The sequence below is a fragment of the Halomonas sp. CH40 genome, assembly GCA_041875495.1.
In the GTDB taxonomy this organism is placed as follows: domain Bacteria; phylum Pseudomonadota; class Gammaproteobacteria; order Pseudomonadales; family Halomonadaceae; genus Vreelandella.
Genome location: CP112982.1, coordinates 984448 through 998484, shown reverse-complemented (window position 1 = coordinate 998484; position 14037 = coordinate 984448). Strand labels below are relative to the sequence as shown.

The window sequence follows — 14037 nt, the reverse complement described above, 5'->3', positions numbered from 1 at the left end:
CCTCAAAAAAATAGCGGCCGCAAGCCTAGCACAGCCGAGCCTGCCACGTTCAGCCTTGTAGCGAATTCAGCACTCAGGGCGTGTCAGTGGCCAGAAAGTGTTCGATAAAAACCTGGTAATCCTGGGTGGCGCAGTCCGCATAGGCAAATGCCAGGGTGGTCACCACGTGCACAAAGCTGTCTTCACGGGATGACAGGCGCTGACAGACGGCCTTGGCAAAGCCACTCGGATCGCCCTGGTTCAAGGCGCTGGCCCCGCGTAGATGTTCCCGGGCGAGGATCTCGCCCCACTGGCGGGCTAACTGACGGTAGGATTTGGCCCCGGAGAGTTTGTGAGTAGGCACATCTTTCTTGAAGGGTGAACGCTCGCGTACCGAAAACACCTTGCCGTTCATTTCCAGCCAGCCGAGATAACGGTCCGGATGCTCGGCAATCGCATGAAACGCCGCTGCGTGGCGAATACCTTCATTAATAAAAGTGCGCTGCCAGGCACGCTTTTCTGCTGGGTTCATTAAGACAAAGGCTTCCGGCGCTGTCTGCTCCTTGATGTCAAGAATCACGTCATCATGCTCGTGATCCTTACCGCCTTCAATCAACACATAAAAGCGCTCAAGGCCCAGAGAACCGGTGCCCGCATCCAGGCGGCGAGCGGTGTCCTTGACCTTGAAATGGTCAGCGTCGGCTTCTTTCACCGGGTGCTTCAGGGTCTGCTGATAGCTTTGCTCAATCAGCCGGGTCAGTTGGCTGGCCTTATCAGCAGGCAGATTGGCCAGCTTACCCGGACGCTTGGTAAACCGGCGGCTCTGGTGTTCATCCACTTCTGTCCACTTGGCCAGCATCTTGGCTCGGCTCTGTTTATCGGCCACCTTGCGCAGAAAGGGCTTTAACGGCCCTTTGGCCGTTTCCAGGGTCACTGCCTCCACCGGCTTACCGTCGCTGTGCTCGATCAGGGTGTCATAATAGCCATTGAGCAGCTTTTTCAATGCCTTGCCAATCGCCTTGGGAGACAGCTCAAGATTTTCACTGGCATCAAGCACCACACTGATGGCCAGGCGCCACAGGTCGTATTGGTAGTCGGCTACCAGGGCATCATCAAAATCATCCATACCATAACGCACTTGATCATCATGATGACCATAGGCGCCGAAGTTATAGGCATGGGCGTCGCCCTGCAGCCAGGTCTGGGTCTCCGGCCAGCCACCAAACAGGGCAAAGCGCCAGTCATGCCAGACATCATCCCAGTAGAGATGGTTGGTGCCACGGAAAAAGGCATAGGGTGAAAGGGCCATCTTGGCAAACTTGGCCTGCCTGTCTGCCGTGGACAAACCGGCATTAGCGGCAGTGATCGCATCGATAACCTGCTGCGGGCGATTATGCCCGGTAAGCGCCTGGCTCATGGTAGCCCCTTCTGATTGACTGGTTGATTGAATCGTCTATTTACATATCTTCATTATCGGTGCGTTAGCGCCAAACGACAATCTTGGGGGAGTCAGGCAGGCATAGCTTGCACTTCTACCTACCCACTGATAGTTTAAAAATATACCAAATGATAAATTCCGGGATCTACCATGAATAGTGTCTGGCATGAATAGTGTACTGAATAGCTACTACCTACCGGCCAATACGCCGCCGACTTTCTGGCAGAAGGTGGGCATACCGGCGCGTGGTACACAGCTGTATATGACGCTGAAAGAAGGCATGCCTTTCAGCGTCTTCAAAAAGCTGGCAGCAGCCTCGGGTCTGGAACAAAAAGCGCTTGCCCGCTATGTGGCGATTCCTCCTGCCACCCTTCAACGTCGCGCCAAAGCCGACAGGTTCAGCCTTGAGGAAAGTGATCGCCTCTACCGCTTTGCCGAAGTCCTCAATGCGACCGTCGAGCTATTCGAAGGTGATCAGGATCAGGCAGGCGTCTGGCTGCTTTCTTCGCTACGCGGACTCGGCGGGCGCCGCCCGGTTGACATGATTGCGACCTCAGCGGAAACAGAAGCCGTCCTCGACCTGATTGGCCGGTTGGAGCACGGTGTTTTCCCATGAGCCAGCGGCTTGTCTATCGCCTGGTCAAACACAAATGGTTGGGAAGCGCCTTTGATGGCGAGGGGGCACGGCGTTATGGAGGACGCTGGAACAGCCGTGGACGACCCTGTATCTATCTGGCGGGATCAGAATCGTTGGCCATCCTTGAGGTGATGGTTCATCTTCAGGACTATCGGATTTTACAGCACTACACCTTGATCGAGATTCAGCTGCCTGATGATGGAATATTGCAGCTACCTCGCGAACAGTGGCCAGCCGATTGGTATGAAGAGCCCGCGCCAGCCTCAACGGCTCAGCTGGGTGATACTTGGCTGGCCAGCCAGACAAGCCTGGCGCTGGCGGTTCCCAGCGTTGTCGTCCCCCGCGAACTCAACTATCTGCTTAACCCTACTCACCCGGATTTCAGCCAGGTTGTGCAAAGCGCCCGGCATATTGATTTCGCCCCGGATCAACGCCTGTAAAGCCCCCTACCATCAATCACTTGTTAACACGGTATGGGGCTTTGGGCAGCCAGCATCAATCCAACTGGAACGGATACACCGAGCCAATATCCAGCAAGCGGGTCAGTTCATCCAGAGCGGTTAATGACTCCGTCACCAGCTGCGGGTCAGCCAGATCATCCACTGCCAGGCGGTCACGGTAGTGGCGGTTAACCCAGGCGGTGAGATCCGCGTAAAGATCATCGTTGAGCAGTACACGCCCTGAAAGGGCCGACTGTTCGGTTTCTGACAGCGCCACACGCAGGCGCAGGCAAGCCGGGCCACCGCCGTTGCGCATGCTCTGTTTGACATCCTTGACGATCACTTCGCCAATCGGGTTGTTGCCCGCCAGAATGAAATCCTGAAGAGTGCGCCACACCGTTTCGCGCTCCTGGCACTCACCGGGCACCACCAGCGTCATGCTGCCATCTGGGTTGAAAAGCAGCTGGGAGTTGAACAGATAAGAAGCCACCGCATCTTCCATACTCACCGCCGCTAGCGGCACCCGTACCGGAATCAGCGGGGTAGACATCTTGGCCCGCAGTTCATTCAGGGTGCGCTCTTCGTCCATAAAGGCCATTTCGTGATACAGCAACACAGGCCCATTGCCTACAGCAATCACATCATTATGAAAGACACCGGCATCAATGGCATCAGGATGCTGCTGGGCAAACACCGTCTGTGCCTCGCTTAAGCCATGCTGGCGAGCCACGGCCTGGCTGGCCTCCAGGGTCTGGCGGGCCGGATAGCGCCGGGGTTCACGCTCGCCGCCAAAGGCCTGACGGCCGTACACAAACAGATGCACACCGGGCTCGCCGTAATCCCCGCACAGGCGGGTGTGGTTAGCCGCCCCTTCATCAGAGAATGCTGGGGTGCCAGGCAGTGCCGGGTGATGGGCAAAATGCTCCTCAGCGCGGAAAATCGCCTGCAGGACACGCCCTGTGGTCGGCGGCTCCAGGTAGCGATGAAAGCTCGACTGCAGATTGGCCGGGGTAAAATGCACCCGGCGATCTGGCGCGTCCACGCTCGGCGTGACCGTACCGGCGTTGGCGGTCCACATGCTCGACGCCGAACATACCGCGCGCAGTAGCTGAGGCGCCTCGCTGGCGGCGCGCCTGAGAATCTCGCCATCCGTGCCGCTGAATCCCAGCGCCCGCAAGGCGCCAAGATCCGGGCGCTGCTGGGGCGGCAGTACCCCTTGAGCATAGCCTGCGTCCATCAGCGATTTCATCTTGGCCAGGCCCTGCAGCGCGCCCTCCTTGGGGTTGGAGACCAGGCCACCATGGCTCATGGACGCCACGTTGCCATGGGCCAGCCCGGAATAGTTGTGAGTCAGTCCCACCAGACCATCGAAATTGACTTCGCGCACCCCACTCATAGGTGACTCACTCATAAATGCACTCCTGGAGGCAGCTTCTCAGGCATTTCCAGGCTGTCGGCCTCCATCGAGGCCACCGGATAGGCGCAGTAATCAGCGGCATAAAAAGCGCTTGGCCGATGGTTGCCGCTATCGCCCACGCCACCAAAGGGCGCATCTCCTGAGGCGCCGGTAGTCTGGCGGTTCCAGTTGACGATCCCCGCGCGGATACGCAGCAGGAAGTCATCCCAATCCGCTCGCTCACCGCCAATCAGGCCCGCCGACAGGCCATAGCGGGTATCGTTGGCCAGACGCAGTGCCTCATCCCAGTCGCGGTAACGATAGACTTTGAGCAAGGGGCCGAAGTGTTCTTCATCCGGTACGTCCAGGCCGGTCACATTAATCAGCGCCGGGCTGACCAGGCTGGTATTGGCTTCCAGGCGCAGCATCCGGTTGATGATGGTGCCGCCCAGGTTTTCGAGCGCCTCCTGGGCCTTGAGCAGACCATCCGCCGCTGCCACGCTGACCAGGCCTGAGTAGAAGGGTTCAGGATCGTTACTGAACTGCCCGGCCAGATGCAGCTGACCAATCGCTTCGGCCAGTGCATCAATCAGGTGATCCCCCACCTCGCCTTCCGGCACGATCAAACGCCGAGCACAGGTGCAACGCTGGCCGCCGGAGAGAAACGCCGATTGCAGTATGGCCAGCACGGCGGCCCGCTGATCCGGTACATCCTTGACCACCAGCGGATTGTTACCCCCCAGTTCCAGCGCCAGAATCTTGTCGATCTGCCCGGCAAACTGCTTGTGCAGCATGCCGCCTACCTTGGCGCTGCCGGTAAACAGCAGGCCATCAATACCTGGGGCCGCTGCCAGCGCCTGCCCCACGGCTACACCGCCTTGCACCAGATTGATCACGCCTTCCGGCAGCCCAGCTTCCAGCCAGCACTGCAGGGTCAGATCAGCGGTGAGCGGGGTTTGGTCGCTGGGTTTGAACACCACGCAGTTACCCGCCAAAAGCGCAGGCACCATATGACCATTGGGCAGGTGGCCCGGGAAGTTGTAAGGCCCGAACACCGCCATCACCCCATGGGGCCGGTGGCGCAACACTGCCTTGGTGCTGCCCACGTCCTTTTCACGCTCGCCGGTGCGCTCATGGTAGGCCTTGAGTGACAGGGCCACCTTACCAATCATGGCGCCAACTTCTGTACGGGCTTCCCACAGCGGTTTACCGGTTTCGCTGGCGATGGCAATAGCCAGGACTTCACGATGCTTTCCCAGCACCTCGGCAAAACGTTCCACCAGTGCCTGGCGCTCGGCAAAGGGCTGGCGTGCCCAACTCGGAAACGCCAGGCGAGCAGCACCAACGGAGGCTTCTACCTGAGCCTCTGAGGCACTGGCCCCCTGCCATAAGCGGGTGGCAGATACCGGGTCGTGCTTGCTCAGCTCAGCGGCCTCGCCGTTGACCCAGGCGCCATTGATCAGCTGTTGTTGTTGGGGATTCATGGGCTTGGCGTGCATACAGTCTCCTAGGTTTCGAGTAAGCGCAGGCTATCACCGCTGACAACGCCGAGACGCTGCGCTTCTTCTTCGCTGAGGGTGATGACATCATCTTGCGGCGCGCGGCCAATCCAGCAGGCCGAGAAGTCTTGCATATCGGTCGTTGCAGCCAGCCAGCGGCTGACACTTTCCTCGCTGGCTGTGGCCGACACCTTGACGTCATAAAGGTGTGAATGGCGCACCGCGCGTACATCGTCGATATAGGCTTCCACCGTCGGGCCGCCGTCGAAGATATCGATAAAGCCTTCCCAGCGCAGGCCTTCCTTCTTGAGCATTTCCAGCGCCGGGCGGGTATGACGGTGCACCTGGCCGATACAGCCGCGCGCCTCTTCTGACATGAAGGTAGTGTAGATCGGGAACTTGGGCATCAGCTCGCCGATAAAGCTCTTCTGGCCCAGGCCCGTCAGGCGGTCGGCCTCGTCAAAGTCCATCGGAAAAAAGTGCTTGCCCAGGCTCTCCCAGAAGGGGCTGCGGTTATTGTCATCAAACACACCGCGCATTTCCGCCAGCACCTTGCCGGGAAACTGATCGCGGAACTGGGCAATAAACAGCCAGCGCGCCTTGGAGAGCAGTGCACCATTACGCAGGTGCTTGTGGGCTTCGCCGCGAAACTCCGGGCGCAGGAACAGCGAACAGACTTCCGCATCCCCGGTGTGATCAGAGCTTAAGAACAGCGTATCAATGGTGCGGTGCAGATCCAGTTGCACCGAGGAATGCGCCAGGGTGCCCAACCGATAGTGGTAAAACGGCACCTCGTGGCCAATCTCACCTTCAATGGCACAGCAGCCGGCCAGCTCGCCGCTGGTTTCATCTTCCAGCACAAAAAAGTACAGACGATCATTCTTGGGGGTGCGCTGTTCAAAGGCGCTGGCGGCCAATTCAATCTTGCTGGCCAGAAACTCACGGTTATCCGGTAAGGAGGTAAAGCCAACGCCTGCCTGTTGCGCAAGCACCTGAAGCCCATCAAGATCGCCGCGGGCAATGGGTCGAATGCGCATCACATTTCTCCTTCATCGTGGGCATCTACTGCTGCCGACAGCGCCAGCGGTGCCGCCAACACGGCGCGCCCTTCTTCCACGCCAAGGTGCTCGGCGTCTTCAGGTGAGAGAATCAGCTGATCCGTCGGGGAAAGCGCATAGCGCGCCACCAGACAGCGAAACTCTCCCAGCTTCTGGTTGGCAATCATGGCGGGTTCTGCATCCGGCAGGGTGTGTGCCGGGCGAATGCGTACCGGATGCCAGGCGGCGCGGCGAATACTCTCCAGCCGGTCACGCTCGGCTTTGACAATCGGCCCGGCGTCGAAAATATCCACGTGCCGGGAGCGCACAAAGCCTTCTGCCAGCATTTCTGCCAGAGCGTCTTCGTGAGCTGGGTGCTCACGCCCTATCGCCGCCCTTGCCTGAGGCGTCAGCAGCGGCAGATAAAGCGGGAACTGCGGCATTACCTCAGCAATAAAGCTTTTCGAGCGCACCCCGGCAATGTGGTTCATTTCCTGATAGCCGCGGGCGAAGAAGTGCCGCCCGACGCTTTCCCAGAAAGGCGACTGACTGTTTGCATCCAGATAACCGGGGAATGCCACCGCCAGAATGCGTGAAAAACGCTCAGGGTACTGGGCGATAAACATCAGGCGCGCGCGGCGTAACAGGCTTTCTGCCGTAGTGCCCTTGTAGCGCGGGTCCAAAGACATGGCGCACAGCAGGGTGGCATCCGAGGCTTCATGGGACAGTGAAAGCGTCTGCACTTCACGGCGCACATTCAACTGCTGGGAGGCGTGGATCAGGGTTTCCTGCCGGTAGGTATAATACGCCTCCGCCGCCCCTGCCTGGGCGCGAATGGTCGCCGTACCCAGCACCTCTCCCGTGGCGCCTGCCGCTGCCTTCCCCGGCTTTTGTTGAGTCGCCTTGTTTTCAGTGACCTGCTTTTCAATAACCTGCTTTTCAATAACCTGTTTTTCAATAACCTGCTTTTCAATAACAAAGGTGTAGTGTTCGTCGCCAGGGAACTCAACGTCGCGACTGAAGGCGGCTTCTGAGCGGGCAATCCGCTCTTCCAGGCGCTCTCGGCTGGCAGGCAGGTTGGTCAGCCGTGGCTTTGCCTGTTCGGCAAGCGCCAGCAAGGCATCCAGATCGCCGGAACATACCGGTCGGATGATCAACATCCCGTTCTCCTCAGCCCTGGGCTACCAGACGCTCGATAGCGCGTTCAAGGCGTGCCATGCCTTCTTTAATGTCCGCTTCCGGGATCACCAGTGACGGCGCCATACGCAGGACGTTAGGGCCTGCAATCAGCGCCATCACGCCTTCTTCAATCGCCAGAGGCAGGATGTCTTTGGCGCGACCTTCATATTCAGGCGACATTTCTGCGCCCATCAGCATGCCCATGCCGCGAATTTCCTTGAACACGCCATATTTATGATTGATCGCTTGCAGATACTCACGAAACAGCTCGTGACGCTTTTTCACGCCGTCAAGCACCTCGGGCGTATCGATAAACTCAATCGCCGCCAGGGCTACAGCAGAGGCCAGGGCATTACCGCCATAGGTAGACCCATGGGTGCCAATGGCCAGCGACTTGGCAATGGCCTCAGTGGTCAGCATAGCACCCACCGGGAAACCGCCGCCGAGGGATTTGGCGCTGGTGAGAATATCCGGGGTAATGCCAAAATTCTTGTAGGCGTAGAGTTCGCCGCTGCGGCCGACACCGGTCTGTACTTCATCGAAGATCAGCAGGGCATCGTTTTCATCGCACAGATCCCGCAGACCCTGAAGGAATTCCTGGGTCGCCGGGACGATACCGCCCTCGCCCTGCATGGGTTCCACCATGATGGCGCAGGTATCATCACCCACCAGCTGGCGAACGCTTTCCAGATCGTTGAAGGTGGCATGTAGTATGCCGCCCGGTACCGGGCCGAAGCCTTGGGAATATTTCGGCTGGCCACCGACGCTGACGGTAAAGAAGGTGCGGCCATGGAAAGACTGGGTAAAGGAGATGATCTTGTCTTTCTGCTCACCGAAATGATCCACCGCATAGCGACGCGCCAGCTTCAGGGCGGCTTCGTTGGCTTCACCGCCGGAAGAACACAGATAGACCTTGTCAGCAAAAGTGCGCTTGACCAGGGCTTCCGCAAGCTTAAGAGCAGGCTCATTGGTGAAGACATTGGAAAGATGCCAGAGCTTTTCGCTCTGCTCCTTGATCGCATTCACTAACACCGGATGGCAATGGCCCAATGAGTTGACCGCAATACCACCGGCAAAATCAATAAACTCGCGCCCTTGCTGATCCCACAGGCGGCTGCCTTCACCGCGCACCGGAATCACCTGCTGGGGCGCGTAGTTGGGCGCCATGTAGTGATCAAAATCCTGACGTGTCGGGGTCGTAATCATGAATCCTACCTCCGGAAAAGCGGTGAGCCGTGGACGACATATCCATACGGGCTTGGTGTCTGAGAGCAATATGTTTGATAACAATCTTTCAATAACGGTGCTTGTATTAACCGTAAATTGAATAACAGCAAATTGAATAACATTAAGTTGAATGACATTCAGTATACGGGTGGCCACTGGCGTTGCGCTTACAGGGATGGGACAACGAATTATCAAAAGCGGCGCCCTTATGGGCCCTTGGCCTCAAACCAGCCGCTCTTCACGAGGCGTCAGGCCAAAGTGGTTGCGATAGGCTGTGGAAAAATGCGCGCCAGAGGAAAAGCCGGTGTTCAGGGCGATATCGCCTACCGGGCTGTCGCTCTCACGCAGCTGTTTACGCGCCTCGGTTAAACGTAAATCCAGATAGTAGCGGCTGGGAACCGCCTGCAGGTACTTCTTGAACAGGCGTTCCAGCTGACGCCGGGAAATTCCCAGATGCTCGGCCAGCTCCAGCGTCGAAAGCGGCTCTTCGATATTGGCTTCCATCAGGGTCACCGCATCAATCAGGCTTTGTGGCGCATGGCCCAAGCGGTTTTTCAGCGGCACGTGCTGGCGCTCATCCGCCAGGCGAATGCGGTCACATACAAAGTGTTCTGAGACCTGCTCGGCCAGGCGCGCCCCGTGATGCTCACCGATCAGCGTCAACATCATATCCATGGCAGCCGTGCCTCCTCCACAGGTGACACGGTCGCGGTCAATCTCAAACAGCTGCTGGGAAAGCGCCACCTGAGGGTAAGCCTGGGAAAAAGCATCAAAGCGCTGCCAGGGCAAGGTGGCCCGGTAGTTTTCCAACAAGCCACAGCGCGCCAGCACTTCAGTACCGCCTGCCAGCCCACCCAGGCACACCTTACGGCCCTGCTGCTCGCGCAGCCATTCGTTGAGCCGGGGCGGCAAGGTGTAGGGCAAGGGCGCGGGGGCGCATACCAACACCATATCCAGCGGCCCCAGCGGCTCGCCCAACGCATGCTGGGCATTCAGAGACAGCTCGGCACCACTGCGCACAGGCGCCTCACTCAGGCTGATGGTAATGGTCTGATAGAGCAGCTGACCACTGAGCTGGTTGGCCATTTGCAACGGCTCCAGGACACAGGCATGTGCCAGCAGTGAAAAGCCGGGCAGCAGCACAAAGGCCACACGCCGTCGGGGGGCAGGCGCAAGGGGCTGAATAGGGTCAAAAGGCATGTGCGTTCACATCGTTTATCCACGCCAGTGGTAAAAAGTCCTTGTTATACCTTTATTTATTGCCATGCCCGTCAAGACTACGCAAGCAGGAACACGCGTTAACGCAAAAAGGGAGGCCTGAAATATAAAAGCCGGGCAAGCGCCCGGCAATATCCAGCCTTCAGCCTCTATCAATTAGCGCCAGACAAGAACCAGACGGCGAGTAAGGCAATAACGCCGACGATCACTGCTATCAGCGCCCAAGGCAGTTTACCTGCTGGCTTTTGCGCCTCAGGCTGACGCTGTGGTTCAGATACTTCAAAGGTTTCAGGCTTACGCCGTTCTATAACATCCTCTTCGGATTCTTTTGAGGTCTGGTTTTCTCGGGTATCCATAAGACACTCCCATGATAACCGGTGAACGAAAGCAACATATCCGGGCCGCTAACAGACATCCCGAAATATGGCCCTATAGGTTGATGACATCAAACTCCGCCACAGGGTTCACATCTGCCTCATAATCCACGTCGTCGCGTTCAAAGCCAAACAGTTTGAGGAACTCGTGCTTGTAGCCAGCGTAATCGGTGATCTCGAAAAGATTCTCGGTGGTCACCTGCGGCCATAGATCCTTACAAGCCTGCTGGACATCATCGCGCAGCTCCCAGTCATCCAGGCGCACGCGGCCCACCTCATCTGTGCTGTTATCATCGCCGTAGAGTTTGTCATCAAACAGGCGATTCAGCTGATCAATAGTGCCCTCATGCAGGCCCTTTTCCTTCATGATGCGATATACCATGGCGATATACAGCGGCATCACCGGAATGGCCGCACTGGCCTGGGTGACCACTGACTTGAGCACTGCCACATTGGCGCTTCCACCGCTCTGCTTGAGCTTGTCATCAATGGCGGTTGCCGCGCGGTCGAGATCTTCCTTGGCCTTACCCAGAGCGCCGTGCCAGTAGATCGGCCAGGTAATCTCTGTACCGATGTAGCTGAACGCCACGCTGCGCGCGCCTTCGGCCAGCACGCCTGCCTTGTCCAGCGCGTCCATCCACAGTTCCCAGTCTTCACCGCCCATCACCATGATGGTGTCGTCAATTTCCTGCTGGGTGGCGGGTTCCACTTCGGCCTCGATGATGGCGTCCTTGTTGGTATCAATGGCAGTGGCACGATAGGTCTCGCCAATCGGCTTCAGGCTGGAGCGCTTGACCTCACCGCTGTCCGGCAGTTTGCGCACCGGCGATGCCAGTGAGTAAACCACTAGGTCGACTTCCCCCATGTCCTGCTTGATCAGCTCGATGGCTTTTTCCCGAGCTTCGTGGGAAAACGCATCGCCATTAATCGACTTGCTGTAAAGCCCTTCCTGCTTGGCAAATTTGTCAAAGGCGGCGGAGTTATACCAGCCCGCGGTACCGGTGCGCTTTTCAGTGCCTGGCTTTTCGAAGAAGACACCCAGAGTGTCGGCGCCGTAGCCAAAGGCAGCGGTGATTCGCGCCGCCAGGCCGTAGCCGCTGGAAGCACCAATCACCAGCACCTTTTTGGGGCCACTGGCTTTATCCAGCCCGCGGGCGCGGGTGGCGTCAATCTGTTCGCGTATGTTCTGTTCGCAGCCAACAGGGTGGGTGGTGGTGCAGATAAAACCGCGTACCTTGGGTTTGATAATCACATTGAGCCTCGTTGTGTTGGGTCACTGTCATGCGCTGTTGCGCTATTGTGACGCCAATTCTAACTGGCTGCAGGCGTTATGTCCGCCCCCATGTAGTGGCCAGCGTCGCCGCAAGGCGGTGGCGCTTGAGAATGGCCGAGGTTCAAGGCAGGATGGCAGGCTGAATCAAGGTGGCGGAGGCAAGATGATATGAACGCACAGCAGTTGGTCGATGAGCGCGGTGACTTGTGGTTGGCGTTGGCGCCTTTATGGCTCGACCGTGAGCCAGGTGAGCGGGATTATGCGCGCATGGTCGAGGTCATCGAGCGCTACGAGCTAAGCCTAAAGGAGCTTGAGTGGGTGTTCCGCCTGGAGCTGGCACCGGTGATGTCCCGTTACCAGCTGTCGGTGGCCAGCGAGTGGCGCAAATTTGATGACTACCAGCTGATGCAGCGTCTGGTCAGCCATAACCTGCGCCTGACCGGCTGGCGCCGCAAGCGCTGGGCACTGTTTTCAGGCCTGACCACCATGATGACCCGCCACCGCATCAATGAGCTGATGAACCGTCTGATGGTACATCGCGGTCAGCTACCTTCCTGATCGGCACGGCTAGGGATTGGTTTCCAGGAGCTTTGTTTCCAGGAGCTTTGCTTCCAGAGCTTAGCCTCGCTTGAAAGCACTCAGATCCTGCGGGTCGAAATGGGTGACTTCTTCTGGCATGCCCAGCTCTTCGCGTTTGAGTTTGACCTCAAGCTTTTCTGCCAGGCGTTCGGCGTCATCGTCCGGGGTACGATCGTTAAGCTCGGCCAGTTGCTGCATGCCCTGATGGTAGAAGGTCAGGATATCCAGGGCAACGCGATTGTCAGCTTTCACTTCACGGCGCAGGGTGGATAGATAGCCACTGATCTGACCCAGGTGATGCTTGAGCTGCCAGACGTAGCGCACCTCATTCATCCAGGGCCTGTCTTTCAAGGCGGCAAACATGGCACTGGTGGCCAAAAGACCTAAAAAGACACCCAGCGCATTAAGCCAGAAGCTGCTCCCAAACGTGGCGGTCAGCAGCATGGCAAACAGCATACCGAAGATAATCAGCTGACCGGCCATGGCCACACTGATCATACGCGCCTTGCGGCGGTAAACCTCGGGTTCGTACTCTTCCAGTTGAAATACTACCGCCATGGGCGACCTCTTATCCTTCGTTGAACAACGCTTTTAGTGATCATTTTACCGGCCCTTGCCTAGCGGGCAAAGGCCGGGATATTGCAACTTCTGTTCAGTTGGCGCCTGCCAGCCGTTCTGCGGCAGTCTTCAACAGGTGTTCGGTGGTTTCCCAGCCAATGCAGGCATCGGTAACCGATACACCGTAGCGCAAAGCACCCGGCTTGAGCGGCTGCTTGCCTTCATGCAGATGGCTTTCCAGCATCAGCGCGACGATATCGGTATTACCGGCGCTGCGCTGTGCCAGGGCATCGAGCATGACTTCGCTCTGGCGGCGGTGATCCTTGCGGGCGTTGGCGTGGCTGCAGTCAATCATCAAGCGCGGATTCTGCCCTGCTGCGCGCAGCGCTTTGCTGGCAGCGTTGACGTGACGCGCCTGGTAGTTGGGCTCGCCGTGTCCGCCGCGCAGTACCAGTTGGGTATGCGGGTTGCCGGGGCTTTGCTGCATCACCGGCTGACCGTGGGCATCCAGCGCGAAACGCTGATGAGGGTGAGCGGCGGCATTCATGGCGTCAATGGCGACCTGGATATCACCATTGGTGGCATTCTTGAAGCCCACGGCAGCCGCCAGGTCGCTGGCCAGCTCGCGGTGCAGCTGAGATTCCGTGGTGCGGGCACCAATCGCGACCCAGCTGAGCAGGTCATCCAGGTAAGGCGCCAGCATGGGCTGCAGCAGTTCAGTGGCGACCGGCAGGCCGCACTGGGCAACACGGCGCATCAGCTCACGTGATAACCCAAGCCCTGTGGGCATATCGCCACTGCCATCCAGCGCTGGGTCGTAGGCCAGGCCTTTCCAGCCGACGGTGGTGCGCGGTTTTTCGACGTAGACGCGCATCACCGGCAGAATCTGCGCGCTGACCTCCTCACTCAGCCGGGCCAGGCGCTCGGCGTATTCCAGGGTCGCTTCCGGGTCATGTACTGAACAGGGACCCATCACCACCAGCAGGCGCGAATCCTCGCCGTTGAGAATCTGGTTGATGGCCTGGCGCTGTTGGTGGATCTGCTGTTCAAGCGCCGCATCGACGGCAAGCGATTGACGCAGTACCGCGGGGGTTGGCAAAGGAAGGCAGGATTGAGCAGCGTCTGGCGGCAGGCTCGCAGCAGAAGCAGTGGAAGACAGTGAGGCGTGACGCTTCGGCAAGCTGGAAACAGGGGCATTCATGG

14 protein-coding genes are annotated in these 14037 nt (G+C 58.3%); 3 read left to right on the top strand and 11 right to left on the bottom strand.

The window, feature by feature from the left end:
• Positions 1 to 73: 73 nt before the first annotated feature.
• A complete protein-coding gene (locus tag OR573_04615; GenBank protein ID XGA80940.1) occupies positions 74 to 1396 on the bottom strand; it encodes a DUF2252 family protein in 1323 nt (440 codons plus the stop codon).
• A 187-nt stretch (positions 1397 to 1583) separates the two neighbouring features.
• Here OR573_04615 and OR573_04610 point away from each other — a divergent pair, with 187 nt between their 5' ends.
• Together OR573_04610 and OR573_04605 are read left to right on the top strand one after the other, a co-directional pair.
• Positions 1584 to 2033, top strand: a complete 450-nt coding sequence (locus OR573_04610) for a DUF2384 domain-containing protein (GenBank protein ID XGA80939.1) — start codon at positions 1584 to 1586, stop codon at positions 2031 to 2033.
• Positions 2030 to 2494 carry an RES family NAD+ phosphorylase gene (locus tag OR573_04605; protein ID XGA80938.1) on the top strand — a complete coding sequence of 155 codons (465 nt, stop codon included), beginning with the start codon at positions 2030 to 2032 and terminating at the stop codon, positions 2492 to 2494. The genes OR573_04610 and OR573_04605 overlap by 4 nt, the downstream gene beginning before the upstream one ends.
• A 55-nt stretch (positions 2495 to 2549) precedes the next feature.
• Here the strand turns inward: OR573_04605 and astB are convergent, their stop codons facing one another.
• The 8 genes from astB to OR573_04565 form a co-directional block, all read right to left on the bottom strand.
• On the bottom strand, positions 2550 to 3905 hold the full coding sequence (gene astB / locus OR573_04600) for an N-succinylarginine dihydrolase (GenBank protein ID XGA80937.1): 1356 nt from the start codon (positions 3903 to 3905) through the stop codon (positions 2550 to 2552).
• Complete coding sequence (astD, locus tag OR573_04595; GenBank protein ID XGA81666.1) at positions 3902 to 5374, bottom strand: succinylglutamate-semialdehyde dehydrogenase; 1473 nt, start codon at positions 5372 to 5374, stop codon at positions 3902 to 3904. The genes astB and astD overlap by 4 nt, the downstream gene beginning before the upstream one ends.
• Before the next feature lie 23 nt (positions 5375 to 5397).
• Positions 5398 to 6426 carry an arginine N-succinyltransferase gene (astA, locus tag OR573_04590; GenBank protein XGA80936.1) on the bottom strand — a complete coding sequence of 343 codons (1029 nt, stop codon included), beginning with the start codon at positions 6424 to 6426 and terminating at the stop codon, positions 5398 to 5400.
• The gene (locus OR573_04585) at positions 6426 to 7586 is read right to left on the bottom strand and encodes an arginine N-succinyltransferase (protein ID XGA80935.1); all 1161 of its coding nucleotides are present in this window, start codon (positions 7584 to 7586) and stop codon (positions 6426 to 6428) included. Before OR573_04585 ends, astA begins: the two co-directional genes overlap by 1 nt.
• 10 nt (positions 7587 to 7596) lie before the next feature.
• Positions 7597 to 8811, bottom strand: a complete 1215-nt coding sequence (locus OR573_04580) for an aspartate aminotransferase family protein (GenBank protein XGA80934.1) — start codon at positions 8809 to 8811, stop codon at positions 7597 to 7599.
• A gap of 243 nt (positions 8812 to 9054) precedes the next feature.
• Positions 9055 to 10032 (bottom strand): GlxA family transcriptional regulator, encoded by a 978-nt coding sequence (locus OR573_04575; GenBank protein ID XGA80933.1) that lies wholly within the window; start codon positions 10030 to 10032, stop codon positions 9055 to 9057.
• Positions 10033 to 10202: 170 nt separating this feature from the next.
• A complete protein-coding gene (locus OR573_04570; protein ID XGA80932.1) occupies positions 10203 to 10406 on the bottom strand; it encodes a hypothetical protein in 204 nt (67 codons plus the stop codon).
• A 73-nt stretch (positions 10407 to 10479) separates the two neighbouring features.
• Entirely contained in the window at positions 10480 to 11676 is a 1197-nt protein-coding gene (locus tag OR573_04565) for a trans-2-enoyl-CoA reductase family protein (GenBank protein ID XGA80931.1), read from the bottom strand.
• A gap of 189 nt (positions 11677 to 11865) precedes the next feature.
• Here OR573_04565 and OR573_04560 point away from each other — a divergent pair, with 189 nt between their 5' ends.
• Positions 11866 to 12255 (top strand): hypothetical protein, encoded by a 390-nt coding sequence (locus OR573_04560; protein ID XGA80930.1) that lies wholly within the window; start codon positions 11866 to 11868, stop codon positions 12253 to 12255.
• Between the two features lie 60 nt (positions 12256 to 12315).
• Here OR573_04560 and OR573_04555 read toward each other — a convergent pair whose 3' ends face one another.
• Both OR573_04555 and OR573_04550 read right to left on the bottom strand, forming a co-directional pair.
• Positions 12316 to 12834 (bottom strand): DUF3087 family protein, encoded by a 519-nt coding sequence (locus OR573_04555; GenBank protein XGA80929.1) that lies wholly within the window; start codon positions 12832 to 12834, stop codon positions 12316 to 12318.
• 94 nt (positions 12835 to 12928) lie between these two features.
• Positions 12929 to 14035 carry a 3-deoxy-7-phosphoheptulonate synthase gene (locus OR573_04550; protein XGA80928.1) on the bottom strand — a complete coding sequence of 369 codons (1107 nt, stop codon included), beginning with the start codon at positions 14033 to 14035 and terminating at the stop codon, positions 12929 to 12931.
• Positions 14036 to 14037 lie beyond the last annotated feature (2 nt).